Annotated in this window: 9 protein-coding genes; 7 read left to right on the plus strand and 2 right to left on the minus strand. The window is 56.9% G+C overall.

The window, feature by feature from the left end; all coding sequences use genetic code 11:
- Positions 1-6 precede the first annotated feature (6 nt).
- Both PSR62_RS01135 and PSR62_RS01140 read right to left on the minus strand, forming a co-directional pair.
- On the minus strand, positions 7-2,616 hold the full coding sequence (locus PSR62_RS01135; protein ID WP_274406001.1) for a serine/threonine-protein kinase: 2,610 nt from the start codon (positions 2,614-2,616) through the stop codon (positions 7-9).
- Positions 2,613-3,218, minus strand: coding sequence for an RNA polymerase sigma factor (locus tag PSR62_RS01140; RefSeq protein ID WP_274406002.1), 606 nt, complete (start codon positions 3,216-3,218; stop codon positions 2,613-2,615). Before PSR62_RS01140 ends, PSR62_RS01135 begins: the two co-directional genes overlap by 4 nt.
- Before the next feature lie 320 nt (positions 3,219-3,538).
- On the opposite strand from PSR62_RS01140, the gene PSR62_RS01145 reads away from it, so the two are divergent.
- The 7 genes from PSR62_RS01145 to PSR62_RS01175 are packed head-to-tail and all read left to right on the plus strand — an operon-like array spanning position 3,539 to position 20,528.
- Positions 3,539-4,762, plus strand: coding sequence for a S8 family peptidase (locus PSR62_RS01145; RefSeq protein WP_274406003.1), 1,224 nt, complete (start codon positions 3,539-3,541; stop codon positions 4,760-4,762).
- Between the two features lie 33 nt (positions 4,763-4,795).
- Complete coding sequence (locus tag PSR62_RS01150; RefSeq protein WP_274406004.1) at positions 4,796-6,994, plus strand: C1 family peptidase; 2,199 nt, start codon at positions 4,796-4,798, stop codon at positions 6,992-6,994.
- A 27-nt stretch (positions 6,995-7,021) separates the two neighbouring features.
- Positions 7,022-10,090, plus strand: a complete 3,069-nt coding sequence (locus PSR62_RS01155; RefSeq protein WP_274406005.1) for a hypothetical protein — start codon at positions 7,022-7,024, stop codon at positions 10,088-10,090.
- A gap of 14 nt (positions 10,091-10,104) precedes the next feature.
- Positions 10,105-12,324 (plus strand): GMC family oxidoreductase, encoded by a 2,220-nt coding sequence (locus tag PSR62_RS01160; RefSeq protein WP_274406006.1) that lies wholly within the window; start codon positions 10,105-10,107, stop codon positions 12,322-12,324.
- On the plus strand, positions 12,321-14,930 hold the full coding sequence (locus tag PSR62_RS01165; RefSeq protein ID WP_274406007.1) for a hypothetical protein: 2,610 nt from the start codon (positions 12,321-12,323) through the stop codon (positions 14,928-14,930). Before PSR62_RS01160 ends, PSR62_RS01165 begins: the two co-directional genes overlap by 4 nt.
- A complete protein-coding gene (locus PSR62_RS01170) occupies positions 14,927-16,039 on the plus strand; it encodes a hypothetical protein (RefSeq protein WP_274406008.1) in 1,113 nt (370 codons plus the stop codon). Before PSR62_RS01165 ends, PSR62_RS01170 begins: the two co-directional genes overlap by 4 nt.
- Positions 16,040-16,082: 43 nt before the next feature.
- A complete protein-coding gene (locus PSR62_RS01175; RefSeq protein WP_274406009.1) occupies positions 16,083-20,528 on the plus strand; it encodes a hypothetical protein in 4,446 nt (1,481 codons plus the stop codon).
- Positions 20,529-20,633 lie beyond the last annotated feature (105 nt).

The following is a 20,633-nucleotide window of genomic DNA, read 5'->3' on the forward strand; positions in this document are numbered from 1 at the left end:
CCAAAATCAGTTTGGTTCAAAACCTGCCCGAAAATCATTCTCTCCCGAAAAGACCTCCGACACTCGATCGAAAACACTCTTCTTGCCAGGTCGAATGAGAACCAAACCAACCCCCAACTCAAAATCAAGATTCAGTGGGCTCTCAGACAGCTCGTCAGCGATCTGAATGGCCTGTTTCTTCCCCTGCATCGGTGGCCGCGTGGGTTCAACATCCTGATCAACAACCGCGAGCGACAAATCATCCACCCAAAGGCGACCAGCCCCGGAGAGAATTGCACCAAACGTCAGCACCGAAGCATCCTTGGGAACGTCCAAAACGATTTGCACTTCCTGCCAGTCATGGGTTCCCTCGATTCGGCGAGACTGCATGTTGTCGAACGCGACTGTCCCACGCTTGGCAGAATCGACTCGCAACCACAAGCCGGCTGCCTCCGTCTTGTCCGTCTTGATGAAACCGCTGAAACGAATCCGCTTTCCGGTGTACTTGGTAGCTTGAATCGCTTGGACGATCGTCCCGAAACTTGGCTGCCACGATTGACTGGTGCTTTCCAACGACGCACTGAACTCACCAGAGTGCTTGACGGATTGATCAACCAGCACTTGGTACCCAGCGGGACCGCCTCCCCAGTGCATTGGAAACCGATTTTCGAGTGCGTCGGTTGAAGGAAATTCATTTAGAGCATCGCGGTCATCCTCCGGTTGATTGTGCTCATTGTTCCGGTACAGCTTGCTTCGATTCTCCTCGGTCATTTTCGCACCGACGACCGTCCTCCTTTCGCCTGTTTCTAGATCCTTCAGGTGAAGGTCCACCGTGTCCCCAGGAAAGTGCTTCATTTCCCAAAGCAACTCGACTAAGTCCTCACTCAAGCGCTTTTTCCATTTGCGACCGTAGAGTGCTCGCGATTGCAGAACAAGGTTTGCGATGGTGAACTGATCCACACCCGACAGTTGATAGGTCTTGGACTCGAATTCAACCAAGACTTTTCCGTGGTCATATTCCATGCGGGTGAACGGAGAGATCTTGGGCGGTTCTTTGCCTTCCATTCGCCGTTCAATCACGCTGGGTCGACCAGACGCGTCTGATTCAAGCAAAGCGATCCTTGCCACCTGTGTCTGGCCACGTTGAATGACGACGGACTGGTCCAACACTCTGAACTCGTCCGCTTCACCGGCGATCTCGATCACATACTCGCCCGCCTTCACTTCGACGGAGGCACCGTCGCTGGTCACGGTCAATTCCTCGACGACTTCATCGCCTTTGCGAATCACAATTGGCACGTTTGCGTCTGCGGAGCTTTCGATCCGGAGTGTTCCCTGGTCGGTCTGCAGAAGGATGACGGTCGCGGCCCAAGCGAAGAAACCAAACATCCCGGCGGCAAGAATCCAAGGCAGCTTGCCATCAAAACGCCCGCCGATGGCGAAACGACTTGCCAGCGGTTTGGCTTGCGACGCAGGCTCAGGTGCTTTGACGTTGGCCGGATCCAGCAGATGAGCTTGCCAAGCTGTCAATAACTCAGCGACTTCCGATGAGCTTTGGTAGCGAAGGTCGGGATCCTTGCTCAGCAATCTCGCCACAATCGCATCAAGCCACTCGGGAACATCCGGGTTGATCTCTCGAAGCGACCTTGGTTGGTCGTTGCCGATTCGGTTGAGAACTCCCATCGTCGTTTCCGACCGGAACGGGCTGCGACCGGACAGCATGAAGTGAATCACACTGCCCAGCGAAAACAGGTCGCTGCGATGATCGATCGAATCCCCGTGGGCCTGTTCGGGAGACATGTACTGCGGCGTTCCCGCGATCACGCCACTGCGAGTCATGCTGGCGTCGTCCACCGCTCGCGCCAAACCGAAGTCCGTGATCTGAACTCGTTCGACACCGTTTTCCAACAACACGTTGGCGGGCTTGATATCGCGATGCACCAAGCCCTGCTCGTGTGCAGCCGCCAACCCATCGGCAATCTGCGACGCGATGCGGACCGTTTCGATCAAGGACAACGGCCCGTCGCGATCGATTCGTTGTTGCAGGCTCGGGCCATCCACGACCGGCATGACCAAGTACGGAAGCCCCTCGTGTTCGTCAACCGTTTGAATCGGCACCACATGCGGATGAACCACCGCAGCGGCACTCTTGGCTTCCCGCGAAAAACGTTTGCGGGCGGCGGCGGACGTGGCCAATTCAGGTGCGAGAACCTTCACCGCGCAGCGCCGGCCGAGCGAGGTGTCCGTCGCCTCCATCACAATCCCCATCCCGCCGCGGCCAAGGATCTGATGGATCTCGAACCTCGCAAAACGGCCAATCGATCCGGGGGTGTCGGAAGGCTGAAGGAACTTGGTCCAACTCGATTGAGCCTTGGCGTTGGTGTCGAATTCAAAGTCGCCCGAGTGGTGCTCACTCCAGTTCGCGATCGGATCACGAAGCAACTCGCCCACGTCCTCCCAGGTCACGCCATCGGTGACCAGACTTTCGACATGAGCCTGGCATTCCTCGCAGACCTCGATGTGCTGGGTGACTTCTTGCGTGTCCGCGTCCAAGCGATCGTGGAGATAATCATGGAGCGTTTCTTGATCGTAGTGAAGTCCACCGTGCTGCTTCTCATCTCGAATGCGTGCAATCATGCTTCCCTCTCCCACTGACCAGAAATTGCTTGAGCTTCTTGTTGCAAACGTGCCAACACACGGCACTTTGCCATCCGCACGGATCCCTCGGACTTCCCGAGCGATTCCGCGACACAGGAGATGGATTTGCCCTCGACGGCGGTCATCCAAAAGGATTGCCACGTCGCGGGTTCCACATTCGGCCGCACACGATCGGCGGCAAGCTGAAATTGCTGACGCCGCAGTTCGTGGTCGAACAGCGTGGCCGTTTCGTTCTCTCGTTCAGGTTGTTGCATCAACCACTGTTGAACGTGGCTGTCCCCCGAACCGATCGGTCCCTTGGAACGCGTCAAATGATTGACGACCAAGTTGCGAGTGATTTGGAACAACCAAGCCCGAAACGAACCGCTGCCACGCGACTCGAACTTTATCAACGACCGTCGCACCGCCGCGAAAACGTCTTGCGTCAAATCTTCCGCGTCCGCGTGCTGCAAACCTTTCGCCAAGGCAACCCGGACCACCAGCGGACGATAGATCGAAACAAACTCCGTCCAAACTTCTTCCGAAGTCGGCTCATTCAGCTTGCCAATCAGCGACGCTCGTGTTTCCGGACCTTGCAACATTCTTTTCTCCTACCAGCCAAACACAGCCATTCAACATTTGTCACACGCAATCATTCGAGATTGACTCAGTGCGGAATGAAAGTCCAAGCATTGCGGTGGGCCTTGAATTCCCCAAACACCTGTGGCTGAGCAGTCATTCCTTTGTCGACGACGACGTCTTCCGCCCAAAAAAAGTTTGACCGCCAGATCCCCGCAGCGTAGAGTGGGTGGGTACCCAGCCCCTCTGCAGGGTGTACATCCGTCCGCTTCGTTCTTTCGATTGGGGCGGGTGTCACTTGTGCCTGGGCTGCCTTTCAATCACGCAAACAGGGACTGGCAAAATGAACGGTGATCTGGGTCAAGCAGCACGTTTCAAGGACGCTTACGTGGTGCTGAAAAGCATGGCACCTCGCGTGGGTGATCCCTTTTCGGTGCCGGCAACAATCTCGGAAGCCTCGTTGGAAGATCGAATCTCGATCGACACGGACGAGATGACGATGCCAGAAGTGGTCCAACGAAGTCAGGAGCGAAACGTGCAAGCGATCGCTCCCGTGATGCCGATGCGGTTGATTGAACCAGTGGCATCGGTCGCCGTGAATGGACTCGATCCCCAAACATCCGCCTCGTCCGGCGGTGCGACCTGGGGCATCGAAGCCGTGCGGGCAACGTCCAGCGCCTTCACTGGTGAAGGAATCACCGTCGCGGTATTGGACACTGGCATCGATGCCGGGCACCCGGCATTCGCCGCCACGTCCATCACTCAACGTGACTTCACCGGAGAGGGCGACGGCGACAATCACGGTCACGGAACTCACTGCGCGGGAACCGTCTGTGGCAATCTTGTCAGCACACGCATTGGCGTTGCCCCGGGCGTCAGTCGGCTATTGGTTGGCAAAGTGCTTGGGCAAACCGGCGGAGCCACCAACTGGATCGTCAATGGCATCCTGTGGGCAATGGAAGAGGGTGCCAATGTGATCTCCATGTCGCTTGGCACGGACTTCCAACGATATCGTGAGAACCTTGTCGCTCGCGGGATCCCAACCTTGGCAGCGACCAGCATTGCCTTGCAGGGATACCGAGCGAATGTTCGGTTGTACGATAGCCTCGCCAACACGATCCGTGCTCAGCAATCCTTCCGTCCCTCTGGATGCATCGTTGTGGCGGCGTCCGGGAATGAAAGCGCTCGCGACGGAAATCCCGCCTACGAGATCGCAGCCGCACCGCCATCCAACGCGGATGGCTTCCTTTCCGTGGCCGCCATTGGGCGCAATTCCAATCACTCAGGATTTGAAATCGCCAGCTTTTCCAACACGGGAGCCAATGTCGCGGCTCCTGGCGTGGACGTCGTTTCGGCTTGGCCTGGCGGTGGACTTCGGTCGCTCAATGGAACCAGCATGGCGACGCCGCATGTCGCTGGTGTGGCGGCGTTGTGGGCTCAAAAAGCTCTTCAACAAACCGGTCGCATCCATGCTGGAGATCTGATGGGAAAACTAGTCGGCAACGCCTCGATTCCCACTGGACTGACAGCCGCCGACGTTGGGACTGGATTGGTTGTCGCCCCCTGAACTCTCCCTTGATCTGCACGAGGGCTTCACGCCATGCCTCGCAATGAAATCACACTGGATGACACCGACTATGTGCTCGATGCGCGCCCCGATCGCATTGACCACCGAGACCGGCCGTATCAGCCACCGCTGATTTCGCTGCCCAATCGTTGGCCAACCGAGCGTGACATTGCCCTGGCACTGCCCTACTTCTCCGCCTTGGTCGACGACCAGGGAACCGAGGGTGCCTGCACCGGATTTGGGCTCGCCGCTGTCATCAACTTTGTCATCTGGCGAGACACTGTGTTGCGACTGCCACGCAGCGATCGCGGTCTGTTGGCAATCGACCTGGATCAGGCCATCTCGCCAGCGGTCAGCCCTTACCAGCTCTACCACCTGGCACGCACCTACGATGAGTGGGAGGGCGAAGACTATGAAGGCAGCAGTTGCCGGGGCGCGGTCAAGGGCTACCACAAACATGGTGCGTGCTTGAAATCGTTGTGGCCTGAGAAGAAGCCACCCACGGGAGAGGCGAGGAGCCTCTGGCAAGCCGACGCGGCTTCGCGCCCGCTGGGAGCTTACTACCGCATCGACCGTCTCTCGATCAATGATTTGCAAGCTGCGATCTACGAAGTCGGTGCGGTCTACGCTTCGGCAAAAGTGCACGGGGGATGGAAGCTGTCCAATTCGCCAGACAAATTGCCGGTCATCCGTCGAGCCCCAACGGCCCCTCACATCGGCGCTCATTCCTTCGCGATCATCGGCTACGAGTCGCGCGGGTTCATCGTCCAAAATTCCTGGGGCGGAGACTGGGGGTACTACGGCTTCGCGATCTTGCCCTACGACGACTGGGCGCACTCAGCGCTCGATGCTTGGGTCGCAGTCATGGGCGCGCCGACTTCCGTGGCGGCAGACCATATCGACGATGAAACCACCAACACCGGCCTCATGCAAGCGATGACGCTGCATAGTTATCGCAAGGATTCGTTGTCGCTCGCCACCACTCGAAACCCTGGTTGGTTCTGGGGGCGAAGTGATTCCGGCGAACGCACCGTCTCACCACTCAGCCGGGAAGAAGCCTACGGTCTCACCGTTGTCCTTGAGAACGATGGTCGCCCACTGCGAAGACGGGTGGGTTTTGAATCGGTCGGAGAAGCCCTCGAGGAAATCGTCCACCAACTGCCCAAGCGTTGGTTTCAAAACTTCGGTGAAGAATTTGGGGACACGCTCAAGCTGATGGTCTTCTTTCATGGCGGCCTGAACAGCGAAACCGATTCTCTGCGGCGGATCGAGAAGATGGCACCTTACTTCCTTGCCAATGGAATTTACCCCCTGTTCATCACCTGGCGGACCAGCTTTCGGGATTCCATCACCGGCATCTTGGAAGACAGCCTGCAACGATTTTTTCGTCCGCCCACCCGCGCGGATTCGTTGGGCTGGCGAGAGGCAATTCGCGAACAGGTCAGTGAAGCCACGGACCGCGCGATCGAAGTCGCGTGCCAACAGTTGCTCGTCAAGCCGATCTGGACGCAGATGAAGCAGAATGCCCAAGCGGCGATCGCACGTGATCGAGGAATGTACTTGGTTGCACAGTCCATCGAGAAACTGTTCGGAGAACTGGGCGGCGGAGAACTGCATTTGATCGGGCATTCTGCCGGATCGCTTCCCATTGGCCATTTGTTGCGGCGATTGCAAACGCGATCCATGTCGGTTCAATCCTGCCGACTGTTCGCCCCCGCCTGCACAACCGATTTCGCAAACGACCATTTCGGTCGCGCCTTTGAACGAGAGGTGCTGTCACCGGATGACTTCTACTTGCACGTGTTGTCGGACAAGCTCGAACGGGACGACAACATCTCTCGCTATGGAAAATCCCTGCTCTATCTCGTCTCTCGTGCGCTCGAGATCAACCACAAGGAACCGTTGTTGGGACTGGAGTATGTCCACCAAACGGATCCCGCCCAGGTGCCAAACGACTTTTGGCACATTCCGACGTCGCGCCGAGATGGCGATCGAGTCAACCCAGATGTCCAGCGTTGGCAAGAAAACTTCCTGCCATTGATTCCGACCAAGAACATCACCGTGCACACCGAAACCGATGTGGTGACTCGCGTGGGTTCACACGGGACGTCGGACACCATCCGACAGACCCACGGTTCCTTCGACAACAACATCGGTCTGCTGACCAAATCCATTTCTCAGATCAAGGGCAAGGAAGCCAATCCGAAGGTGACTGACTTACACGATCAATAACCAAAGATCCCCTGGAAGGTGACGCACATGACACCAATTGCATGCAAGGGTCAACGTGATCGAATGATCGCGACGACTTGGGTTCTGGTCGCCTTGGCAAGCCTCACGTTCTCCACCGGATGCTCTCGCGAGGCTCCTCCCGACGAACCAAAACTCGAAGGGTATCCCGCTAACCGACAAGGCGCACTGGACCGTTTCCCGCTCGCCGAACGCGACCACTTCCACGGCATGGACAAGCAGGAAGATGCGGAGGGAAATGTCGTCGACCTCGATCTGTCACCAGAGGAGATCAAAGGACGCAACGCCTGGTTGTTGTGGACCGGGGGCAACGAAGCCTTCTGGGACTGGTTGGCTCGAAATGGCTATGCCACGATTGATTTCCTCAAGGTCATCGACAGCCGTCATCGAAGCGATCGCTTCGCTCGCGCCGGCATGGTCAATGAACCTGGGATGCGTTCCTCCACCGACCGCGAAGCCAAACTTGCTCACGGAATCTATTACGACCGGCATCTTGATCAGGCCATTGGTGACGCTGTCCCGTCCAAGCAGGAAGCCGCCTCTGCAGGAACCTCCGCCTCCCCTGCCTCAACCGACGATCCGAAGCACGGGACCAAGTCGGGCTATGACCCTGCCGATGGACCGGACCCACGAGTCTATGGCTACTCCAGTGGCGTCGTTGGCCTCAGGCTCTTTCCGAACCCCGAGTTCGACGGTGCGGCTCGGCGTCGGTGGGATCCGGAACGCTACTACACCGACCTGGAATACGCCGCTCACCCCCAGACGATCCGGCCATTTCGAGTGGGCATGTCCTGCGCGTTTTGTCACGTCGCGCCGCACCCCTTGAACCCACCCAGCAATCCAGAGTCTCCAAGCTGGGAAAACCTCTCCAGCACGATTGGAAACCAGTTTTTGCGGGTGCGTGAGACGTTCGGCAACACACTCGAACCCGACAACTACTTTTATCATGTCTTGGATTCGCAGCTGCCCGGAACGATCGACACCTCTCTGATCGCGGCGGACAACATCAACAACGCCAACACGATGAATGCCATTTATGGGCTGTCATGGCGTGTCCGGCGAGCACTTCACAATCCGGCCGAAACCATCGGCCCTGAGTCGGAACACTACGCCGGGGTTTGGGGAGAACCGGAGTACCCGCCGTCCATCTTTTCAAAGGAGTTTCGCGACGCCAGCCCCCAATTCGAAGGCAATCCAAGATCGGTTCCAAGGGTCTTGGTGGACGGAAGTGACAGCGTCGGTTCGTGGGTTGCATTGGCTCGGGTTTATTTCAACATCGGTTCCTACCATCAAAACTGGATTCGGCGCCACAACACGATCCTTGGTTTTCGCAAACAAGAACCGTTCAAGCTGGCCGACGCGGAAGCCAACTCCGTGAACTGGCATGGCACGTTGCTGCGTGTCGACCCGATGACCGCCTTCTTTCTCAAAAGCAGCGATCCCACCCGACTCCGAGCTGCCAAGGATGCCGAAACCGATGGGAAGGAATTGGTACTCGGCACAGGCGTCCCGAGTGACCCTGCGTTGGAATCCGGACGACAAGTCTTCGCACGAACTTGCATTGCGTGCCACTCCAGCATTCAACCGGGGAATGACCCGAGCCTGGAAGCATTGATCGACCAAGCGATCGCGGAGGCCGGGAACGCGCCACTCGTCAGCGAAAGAGAGGTTCTCTCGCTGACCATGAACGATCGCGGGGAATTGACTCGGGGCCAGGGAAAGCTCCCGGTCCAGTATCAACGCTGGGCAGAACAAGCGGTCGAACAACCTGAGTTCTGGAAGGAAAACTATCTCTCCGCTGACATCCGCCTTCCCGTCACGATGCTTCGCACCAACTCGGCTCGTGCGGTGGCCACCAACGCGATCCACGGCAACATCTGGGAGGACTTTGCATCCGAGACTTACAAAGGTCTCGAAACCGTCGGCTTGGTCGACTACCGCGATCCGTTTGCGCAAGTCGACAAGTCTTACCTTGCGCCGTCCGGTGGCCCCGGGTACTACCGAGTCCCCACGCTGATCGGGGCATGGGCCACAGCTCCCTTCTTTCACAACAATGGACTGGGCGATTTCAACAACGACCCCTCGGTCGCCGGGAGGGTCGCCGCCTTTGACGATGCGATCGAAAAGTTGCTTTGGCCACACCGCAGAGCAGACCACGACCGCAATGCCCTGCGTTCCGATCAGTCGGTTGCCGCCGCTGACTATGCCCATGACCAAGGTTTGATTTGGCGGACGTCAGCGGATTCCTATCTGCACATCCGAAACTTTCAGATTCCAACGACACTGGCGGGATTCACCGGTTGGCCCCCGACTGTGCTCGCATGGATCCCTTGGGTGCCGGCGCTCTTTGCAATCGCCATCGGCGTGCTGCTGATTCTGAATGATTCCATTCGCGCCATCTTGCATCGTCTCAAACGAAAACATCAGTGGCTACAACCGGCAATCTCCGCGGTGCAATGGATCACCGCTGCAGCGTTGGCGATCGCCTCCATCAGCGTCCTTGTCGGACTGGTCAAATCCTTTTGGACAATCCGTCGGTGGGAACAAATCCTTGAGTGGCGTTGGTACTGGATCGAATCCCAAGTGGTTTTGTTCGCAATGCTCTTGGCTTTCGCGTCTTACTGGGTGATTCACAGCAAGCTCCCACTTCGAAATCTACAACGTCGCCAAGCGAATTACGCAGGTGTCGCCAGTCTTTTGATCGGCGTGGTGTTCATCTTCGGCGTTGGAACGTTTCTCTCCGGACGCGGCGGAGAAATTCGCGTGGGCCCCTTCCCGGCGGGAATGCCAGTCAACTTGATCGCAAACACGGATCCGGACGCTCCCCTGAAGAAAAAGCTTGCCGCAGGCAAGAAGCTCCAAAGCTATTTGCGGGAAGCTCGACGACGTCGTGACACCTCAGCAGGGCAGTACGACAAGGATCTCTTGACGCTCTTTGAACAAGAGGTCGCCCCTGAACTGATGGCAATCAGCAAGTGCCCCGACTACGTGATGGATCGTGGACATGACTTTGTCTTTCTTCGAGACCTGACGGACCAGGACAAAAACGACCTGATTGAACTCATCAAAACCTTTTAGCGGAGCACCCCAGCATGAGTTCGATCAACGATCTTTGGCGAGACCCCAACGCGACTCCCTTGGACTTCATCGTCGTCGGAGGAGGCGCCGGCGGTGGTCCACTGGCAGCCAGATTGGCCGAGCGTGGATACCAGGTTCTGGTGTTGGAAATGGGACCGGTCAAACCGCCAATGCCTCCCAATGCCACCGTGGAGAACACGGAGGTTCCGCTTCTGCATCCGGAAACAACCGAGGACCCGCGGCATTCGCTGCGGTACTTCGTCAAACACCATGACCATGATCCAGAGCACAGCCTCGACCCCAAGGTTCACCAGGGTGAACAGGAAGACGAACGTGGCATCTTTTATCCGCGGGCCCAGGGCATCGGTGGGTGCACGATCCACCACGCCATGATCACCATCTGTGGGCCACCGAAAGACTGGGACGAAATCGCAGAACTCACGGGGGCCCCATCGTGGCGAGGCGAATCCATGCGAGCCTACTTTGAACGCATTGAACACTGCCACTACGATCAACCAAGATCCTGGTGGGGAAAATTCAAGTCCGCACTTGGATTTCACGGGGGCTGGCGAGACGGACGTCATGGCCACGCCGGTTGGTTGAACACAACCATGGCCAGCACGCGGTTTTTGAAACGAGAGAAACAGTTCTTTCGATCGGTGCTGTCCGCTGCCGCCCAAAGCGCAGACTCGAGCACCGATCAAATCGCGGAATGGATCCGACCTGTCCTCAAGGGGCGCGCGTTCCCCGGCCTCGACCCCAACCACTGGAAAACAATTCGTCACAGCCAGGAGGGTTTGACTCAGATCCCAACGGCGATCGGATTGAACGGTCGCCGCAGCGGCGTGCGAGAGCGTCTTCTGGATGCCGCCAAGGAACACCCCGATCGTCTCCATTTGGTTGGTGATGCGATGGTGTCCCGGTTGCTCTTCGATCGCACGGGGGAAACCCCAAGAGCCATCGGCGTCGAAGTTGTTCTGAAAGCTCATGCCTATCAGGCGGATCCCAATCACTCCAACATTCCGACGGACTCATTCAGCCAACCCCAAGCCATCTACTGCAACCGGGAAGTGATTCTCTCCGGTGGGACGTTCAACTCGCCGCAACTCCTGATGCTTTCAGGGATCGGCCCCCGGGATCACCTTCAAACGCATCAGATCGAAGTGACCCATGATTTGCCCGGCGTCGGCTGCCATCTTCAGGACCGCTATGAGGTCCCGGTCATTGCGACTCTGACCGATCGATTCCGAACCTTGGATGAACTCTCGCTGACCTCCTTGGGCGAAGCGGCCAAGAACGACTCGGTGCTTCAAGCCTGGAAACGTGGGGACCAACCGATCGAGGATAATTTTTATGCGACCAACGGTGGCGTGATCGGATTGTTCAAACGGTCTCAGAAAGAAGATCACACCCCTGATCTGTTCATGTTTGCGATCGCTGGACGATTCCCCGGTTACCAGGTTGGTTGGTCAAAGCCCTCGGCGCTTGCACCGGCAATCGGATCGTCCAGTGTCGCAGAGAAGGCCCCCGCCGACGCCGCCTCCAAGCACAAACGCTCGCTGACTTGGGTGGTGCTCAAAGCCAGAACGCGTCATCAGGATGGCTACGTCCGACTCCGCGATGCGAATCCCAGTCGACGCCCTGAGATCAATTTCCGCTCCTTCCCAGGCCTCCAGGACGATGCTCTGGATAACACCGACGCCGACCTCGAAGCGATCGTCGAGGGAGTGCAAACGATTCAGGAGATCTTGCTGCACGGGAAAAAGAACGGTGCCATCGAGTCCTTCGAACTTCCAGGTCTCAGCGGCTTTGATGGCGATGTGCGGCGGTGGATTCGCCACACGGCCTGGGGACACCACGCTGCTGGCACTTGCAAAATGGGCAGCCAGGATGAGACCGATGCGGTGGTCGACTCACGTTTGAAAGTCCGAGGGGTTGAAGGCTTGCGGATCGTTGATGCCAGCGTGTTCCCCAAAATCCCAGGCTACTTCATCGTCACCAATATCTACATGCTCTCGGAAAAGGCAGCGGATATTTTGACCGAAGATCACCCGCTGCCAGACAAACCCGCCACCGATCCAAACGCTCCGCTGCTGGAGTCGTCCACCGCCCATGCGACGCGCCGTGCCTACCCCATTGAATTCGAAAGGGAGGAGGCCGAGTTGATCCATCGCAGACGCCAAGTCGCTGGGCTGGATGCCTCCGTTCCTCCAAACGATGGAGCCCAATCATGACTCATGACCGCGTCCGAAGTGACCTGCCTTGGTTGAAGCAATTGCCGGGCGTGGAACCGACCGGCGACACGTCCGATCCGGCGTCCCCGTCGTCGCTTCCAAGCGACACGCTTGGCGTTGCACTTTCAGGGGGCGGTATCCGCAGCGCCTCCTTGTGCTTGGGGCTCGTTCAATCCATGGCGCGCTGTGGTTGGCTCCGACATGTGGACATCCTTTCAACCGTCTCGGGAGGTGGATATGCGGGGACATTCCTCGGCCGCTACTTCGATCAGTGCCGACGCTTTGCCGACCATCAGGTTCCTGGCGCAGCCCAACGGCGCGTTGCCACGGGGTTGTCCAATTGCCAATCGCCACCGATCAGTTGGCTACGACGCTACGCAAACTACTTGGCTCCGACGGGCTTCGGTGAAGCGATGTTCAACTTCGCCGCGTTCTGGCGAAACTTTTTGTCCTTGCACGTTGTCTTGGGACTTTTCCTGCTGGCGCTGTTTGGGATCTTCAACGCGATCGGGTACTGGTTTCTCGGCACCGCCCATGACATTGGTCTGCAACACTTCACCGCCCTTGCCACCCCGATCACAGACGTCATTCTGCCGTGGAAGACTTCGCTTTGGTGGGTGAGTGCGGAACTGACCTTTTGGCTGGCGACGCTGCCACTGGCGCTAGCGTATTGGCTGGTTTCCCAAGACCACCATGAACGTTTTGTCGGCACGGTGTTCGTCGCGTCGATTCTGGTGGGGATCTCGGCACTGGTTGGAATGAGCCAACCGCTGCCGCTGGTCGTCGTGATTGCCGCGATCGCATGGTCCATCTTCACGTGGTTCGACATTCGCAGAAAAGAAGGTCACGGTGATCCGACCAGTCGCTTTCGACTTGCGATTGCGCGCAATCGATTGACCTATCGGCTTGCATTTTGGACGACAACGCTGGTCGTGATCTTGGTCTTGGCCTTGATTGACTCCTTGGGGTTTTGGCTGGCCCACACCACGCTCCAGTCCGAGCAACCCTGGAGCGTGATTCAGCTGCAACTTTCCAGCCTCACCGTCGCGTTGCTAGCCCTGGCGCCCATTCTGCGATGGTTGGCGAGTTTCGTCGTCACCAGCAATCCCGACAGTGGCGGTCTTCTGCGGTCCTTCCTCCAGATCCCTTATCTCTCCTCCGTTTTGATGATCTTGGTCGGCGTGGTGATTCCGCTGTCGATCATTTCATTGATTTCACACATCAGCTTCGAAGTCGGCTATTCGCTTTGGCAGGGAATCGCGGTGGCAGCCGGGGCGGTCTTTCTCAGTTGGTTGCTTGGCCGGCAAACGTCCCTGCCGTTTGTCAATCGAAGTGGTCCGCTCACGATTTACGCTGCCCGGCTGGCCCGAGTCTTTTTGGGCGCGGTGAACCCCGAACGACATCGTCACTCCGCCGGTGGCAGTATCACCGACGTGATTTCAGGCGATGACGGCCCCTTCATTGAATACGCGCCGCACGAAGCGGGCGGCCCGCTCCATTTGATCAACGTGTCCGTCAATGAAACCGTTGACGTTGCCAGTCAGCGAGGAATGCGAGATCGCCAAGCCGAGAACATGGCGGTTGGTCCAGCGGGCACCAATCTGTCCCGGCACTGGCACTCGCTTTGGACGACCGAAAACGGCTGCCGGACCAGCGAACTGCGACCGATCGGGAACGCCAATGAAATTCATCCGATGCGAAGCACCAGCTCCGACGCATCCCAAACAGAATCGCTGAACGTTCGCCAATGGATGGCGATTTCGGGGGCCGCGGTCAGCCCCGGGATGGGACGTTTGACTTCCCCGGCCCAGTCTTTGCTGTTGACATTGACCAACCTCCGACTGGGGTACTGGTGGGACAGCGGGATCTGGTCGGGACACCGCGCCTTGGTGCCGTTTCCTTCGGGGATCTTCGCGTGGATCAAGAACCTCTTCTTGCGAATCTTCGCGACACAAGCCTTGCTGCTCGGCGAACTTCGGGGGCGATTTGCAGGCCCTTGGCGGCGTCATTTCTACTTGTCCGATGGGGGGCATTTCGAGAACACCGGCGCCTACGAACTCATTCGTCGCCGAGTTCCCCTGATGATCGTTTGCGATGCGGGAAGAGACCATCGGCAAAACGCCAGCGGGCTCGCCGAATTGACCCGGATTGCGAGGATCGATTTCGCGGCGGAGATCGAAGAAATCGCATCCGATCCCGCTCAACTTCAATCGGAACTGACTCAGACACTGGGCTTGCCGGTGGAAACGGCGAGCATGCTCGGGACCCTCGAAGAACTGCTCTCTGTGGATGGGAATTCATCTAAGAAACATGCGGCATTGCTGAAAGTTCGGTATGGTTCGCCCGCCATCGACCAGCGTTCTTCCAAACAAGCAACGGATCGCGAAGCCTGGAACGGACGCGATTGTTCATGGTTGCTGTATATCAAATCGACCGTCACGGGCGACGAGCCAACCGATGTCCGCAACTACCGTGGCCAGCATCCGGATTTTCCAAACGAATCGACCGCCGATCAATTCTTTGATGAGCCCCAGTGGGAAAGCTATCGCAAACTGGGCGAACACATCGGTGACAAACTTTTCCATTCGATGGATGCTCGACCATGAGCCAGCACTTCAACCGGTTCATGTCCCTCGCTTTGTTCTGGGTCCTGTTTCCCCAGACGATCTCTGCGAGCGATCATGCCGATCCCATTCGGCTCTCTCACACCGAGGCCGGCATCACGGGGTTGTTCGTATTCCCTGATGAGGCCAATGCCAATTTGGTGATTGTGCTGTGCACCCATCCCAGCCTGGAATCACCCACGTCTCTTCCTCTGGAACCGCTTCGATACATCCTGCATCTCGATCTGGACCCCGCTCTCACGTTCACAGAGGAAGACGCTCTCAACCGATATGGCGGGACCGTCCTGAGCCCGACCGAAATCGAGGCGGACCTCGAAATCCGATATCAACTCTCCGATGACATCGAACTGCAAAATCGCAGATTGGTCGGCCGGCACGCTTCCATCAAACTGCCATCTGCCGAGGTTGGGATTCACGACGACCCCTTCATTTTTCATCGTTTTCGATCCACCAATGTGGTGGCGATCGTCCAACCAATCCCCTTCGATCAACTCCCCGGTGACCCCAAGCACTTTCTCGTCTGGGCGACCACCGAACGATTCGGCCAACAAGTGGATCACGCGGGCAGGGCATTGCGAACGATGTTGCCCCGTTTCGATTTCCTCAACACGCTGCACCCCAGCCAACATGTCGCGGCGATCCGGCAACAGCATGAGGCCCCCGGTGTGCTGCAAGATGTCTTGTCGACATTCGCGTCACCGTTTTTCGCCATTCGACACTACGACTTCGCACCCGATGTCGTGATCTACAGCCGCACGCGTCCGGCGGGCTATCCCAACGGTCGCCTGCTCACCGATGACGTGGCCAAACTCTGCTGTGAACAGGGCGACTGCCTGTTGTACGAGGTCTCGTTGGCCGATGCCCATGCCGACCATCTCCCCCGGCCAACAACCAACCCACAAGGTTTCCAACCGGACTTCCCTTACTTGGCATCCGCCAATGACCGAGCCATCCCACCGGAAGAACCGAAACTGCGGCCACGAACCATCGTTGTGCTGGCCTTGATCGGTGCAGGCGTTGCGTTCCTGTTCATCTTGCCGTGGATCTTGCTTTGGAAAAGCCATCGCCAAAACCTCCGCCAAACAAGCTAGCCCACCACACGAAACGTTCCTCCGCTCTGGCCAGAATCATCCAATGCATCGTCCTTCACCGCTTGGGCAGAACCCCAATGCAAAAAATCCGTCCACCGAGCAACCCGCCAAGCCGAAACAATGGCAATTGGAGGAATGGGAATGCATTGCAACGCGCCGGCAAAAGGCCTATGCCTCCGTCACCAAAGGACAAGAGACATCTCTCAAAGGAGAACCCAAAAACCTCACTGGATTGGCTCTTTCGGGCGGTGGGATTCGTTCGGCATTGTTCAACGATGGATTTTTGCAAGCCTTGTCTCATCGTGGGTTGCTGAGATACGTCGACTATCTCGCCAGTGTGTCAGGGGGCGGCTACATCGCTGGCCACTTGATGGCTCAAAGTGACAAGACCTCCGAGAAATGTTTTCACGACGACAATGATCGGGCAGCTCTGGGACGCGATCCCGTCACCGGTAAAATCGCGAACGATCGACTTCCCGGCATCGGCGGGTACCTGAGTCGCCCCCTGGAATTCATCCCTGCCTACCTTTGGTCGTTTTTCTTTTCTCTCGCGTTTTACCTGGGGATTGTCGGTGTCATTTCGACGGTCGCAGCACTGCTATGGAGGTCATTCGACAACATTCAGTTCCGTGAAATCTACTCCAGTTCACTCGGGCTGAACCAGTTTGGTGATGAACTGACGATTGCTTTTCTCCCCACTCTCTTCGTGCTCCTGTTGTTGGTGACGAGCGAACTCATCCTGACGGTCTGCCGCTGCTCTTCAAAGCTCAATGGGCAACGATTGATCAAGATCCATCGTTGGTTTCGTGCCACCACGCTACTCGCCGCAGTATTCGCCGCTTTGACATCCATCGCGATTTTCCTTGGCAATGGAAAGTCGTTTGTCGAATCTGGCACCAACACACTCTATCTCAATCGATACGTTCAGTACTTTGCCATCACCGCTGGCGTGATCCAGGTGCTCGTCTTCTTGGGCAGAGACCGTCTGTTTCGATCCGAACGAGGCGAAGCCAAAGGTTGGCAACGCCATGTCCAGTACGCCGTGACCACGCTCGTGATCATCACCATGGTGTTCTCCATGGTGCACTGGATGGGCAGAGAAAACATCAGCAACTACACGAAGTTCCGTGACCCACACCTGGTGGTGGGTGACGTCCAGGACTGGAAAAAGCTGCAGGCCATTGGCGTGGCCTATCCGAACAAATCAAACATCGATTTGCCGGACTTCGATTCCGAAAAAGTTCTCCTGCCGACCGTGCAACGCGAAGTCGTTTTCAAGTCCGGTCAGATTGCTCCCAAAGGTCGATGGCATCTCGCCGTTGCCAAGTCCCGACTCAACCTTTTCGGCTACGACAAGATCAAGGAATCCGACTTATCGGAGCCTTCACCGCCCGCTGTCCAAGGTCTCTTGAAACTGAGCCAAGAAGACCGCGATGAGAACAAGGTTGCGGTCTATCAGGCGGGAACAGAAACTTGGCTGCTTCCCAAACGTTTGCTCGCCGCCGCTTATGCCTATTGGCAATGTGTTTTGGTCGGTCCCAAAACCGCGGATCGAGAAGGGTCAGAACCCATCGAACCGCTCATAGAGAACGTGACGCTTCAACAGGCTCAAAACATGAGCGTCTACGAAACGGTCGATGACATCATTGCGGCGTACAGGCTTAAACGTGCCCGCCAAGAGAAATACTTGACTGGTTTCAACCAATTCTTGGACCAGCCCGAATTCACTCAGTTCCTACTGAGCCGAATCAATCTTCGCCTCGCACCCCCAACCGAATCCGGCCCTGACAACAATGCAGCAGCGGAAAATTCGTCCATCAACCTCAACCAGTTCCTGACTTCGAGCGCCCTCCAACTCACAGACAGCCAAAGGAAAAGCCTGACAACTCATTTCCACAGTTTGAACCTTGACGCTCCCGCCGCCCGATCCGAGGAAGGCTCTCCAAACGATGCCTTCCTTGAGCCCGCCGTGGTCAATCGGCTTTTGCTGGAAGGACTCTATCCAGCGGTGATTCAGCGTCATGATGTCGCAAGCACCCTCGTTGTTCCTCCCCACGATCAACGCACACGTCAACGTTGGCTGATCGGATGGACGTTGCTTTTGTTTGTCGGTTTGATCGGCGGACTCGGCCCTCACCGCGTTGCCACGGTGTTCCATTTCTACCGTCGGCAATTGACCGCAAACTTTCTCGTCCCCACCGACAACCCCGATCTTCAGTACGGTGAAAACCCCCTCAAATCAGTGCAGCCCTACGAAGACGGGCTGCCCTACCCACTGATCCTGGCTGGTGCACTCAAGCCTTCGTCACGCAATGGCAGTTACCGAGTTGCAGCCCGCCCCTTCGTCTTCAGCCCGCTGTACTCGGGTTCCTTCGAAGACGGTGAGGAGCCCTTTGACAGTGAGCAACTGAGTTTTGGCCGCAATCCCAAAACCCCACCACTCACTCTCGCCGACGCAGTGACCCTCTCGGGCGCTGCCATCACTCCGCTGATGTCTCAAAACAGATGGTTGACCATCATTCTGGACTTTTTCAACACCGGGATTGGGCAACGAGTTTGCCGCACCGATCGGACGAAGGCGAACACCAAACCCTCCTCGGATCGCTGGCCTCTGCAGACACTGTTGGCATGCTTGCTGATTGGCTTGGTTTACTGGCAACACATCGGATTTGGTTGGTCTCTGGCATTGGTGTTCGCCACGACCGCCCTGTTCTGTCAGTGCTGGAGTTTCTTCATCGGTTCACCGGGATGGATTCGTTCCCTCACCTTCCTTCCCGAAACCTATCACGAAGTCCAATTCAACCAGAACCAATCGTTTTACATCGCAGACGGCGGGTATGTTGATTATCTCGGGGTCAGCGAACTGCTGAGACGACGTTGCGAATTGATCATCGTCAGCGATGCCGGAGCCAATGTTGGGGGAGATTCCCTGGGGACTCTTGCGCGCATGTGCCAACGTGCTGAGAGCGAGCAGGGCATTCGGTTCCTGGACCTCGATCACGAAGCCCCCATCGACTTTGGCCGCCTCGAAATTGATGACCAAAGCCGTTTGGTTCACCAGCCATTCATCTGCATGCGAGTGCGGTACCCCGAGGCGAACCGAGAAGAAGGGATGCTGGTCTATTGCCAAATGTCAATCACGGGATCGGACCCCATCGAGATCAAAAACATCCGCAACTTGTTTCCCTCGTTTCCCGACGAACCAACGGTCAACCAGTTCTACAACGACAAACAAGTCGCCGCCTATCGCGCACTGGGCTATCACATCGGCAAACGTTTTTGCAGCGAACTGTACCCGTGGTTCGATAAACATTCCAAGCTTCCCCCGCAGGCAGCAACTCCCCCAAAATCCAGCCCACCGAAACAGGCCACGTCGCATCGCAAAAAAGACAAGCCCTCCAAGTACAAGAGCTTTGTCGAAACTCTGAAGAACGGGTTCCCCGACACGCAATTGGGAACGCAACTTCCATCCCAACAGCCACTCTTTCGCATCGTCGGCGAACGTCTGCTGACCGCTTATCGCTTGGCCTGTTACCAGGAGATCACTTACAACAAGGACGACATTTTTGGGGAAGCGGTTTGGACGGGGGGAGAAATTGCTTTCCCGTCGTTGCCGTGGGAAATCCAACACTTCTCGACCGAGCAGGAATTGGAACATGATCTTTCGAATCACTGGTTGAAGCGTTACGAACTCAACCCGGATCTGCGAAGCGCCTACCGGGCCGCCGTCATCGAAGACATCAATTCTCTGGGTGTGGAAGCGGATTCCTACTGCGGGGCGCTTTGGACAACGCTTCGCGAGCGACAAGGAAAAGGAACCGCACTCGAGGCACACTTGGCAGCCCACCTGACATGCATCGCTGTTGCCTGCCAGGAAATCCACCGCGGCAGACCCAATGCAGCATTCCAAGTTGGTGGACGGGACAAGCTGATCGACCTGTGTGGTCGCATTGCAAATCAAATCGCCAAAGTCGCCCCTGTCCAATTCCAATACACCAGCATTGACCAGATGTTCAAGGACCTGGATGGCACGATCGCGGAACTGATCGAAATGGAACGCTCCATTTTCCAAGGCGGCGAACACGTCGCGACCATCTCCTTTGCTCAGTGCATGAGTTCCGCGTGGGGGCGAATGGCTCGGGAATTTGAAATTCAGTCCAAGCAAGCTGAGACGATCAGCGATTTCACCTTTACACAGAGAGTCTTCCAAACCGACGGTGTGCTGGGAATGTTTGAACAACGCGGAAATGAAACCCCACAATCCATTGAGACCTTCGATTTGATCACAGCTGAAATCCGTCACCAACTTGACATCGGCATGAAGGAAATCCGTTTGAAGGCCATTCGCAATGGTCTCGCCAAATCTTGGTACACAGGATTCTTCAACGCCGACCAATTGGAATCATTCAAGACATCGTGGGGCGATTCTTCGGATGACAAAGCCCCCGCGAAAAGCACTGCCAAGTCTCCCTCTCAAACCAAGAAATAGCCACCCCCACAAACGCTTTCCAGCGATCGCAGCGATCTTTGGCGGAGCGACAGGTGTCGTTTGGAGCCGCGTCGAAAACAGTGAGTGTCAATTCGATTGGATCTC

The organism is Rhodopirellula sp. P2 (assembly GCF_028768465.1).
Taxonomy (GTDB): domain Bacteria; phylum Planctomycetota; class Planctomycetia; order Pirellulales; family Pirellulaceae; genus Rhodopirellula.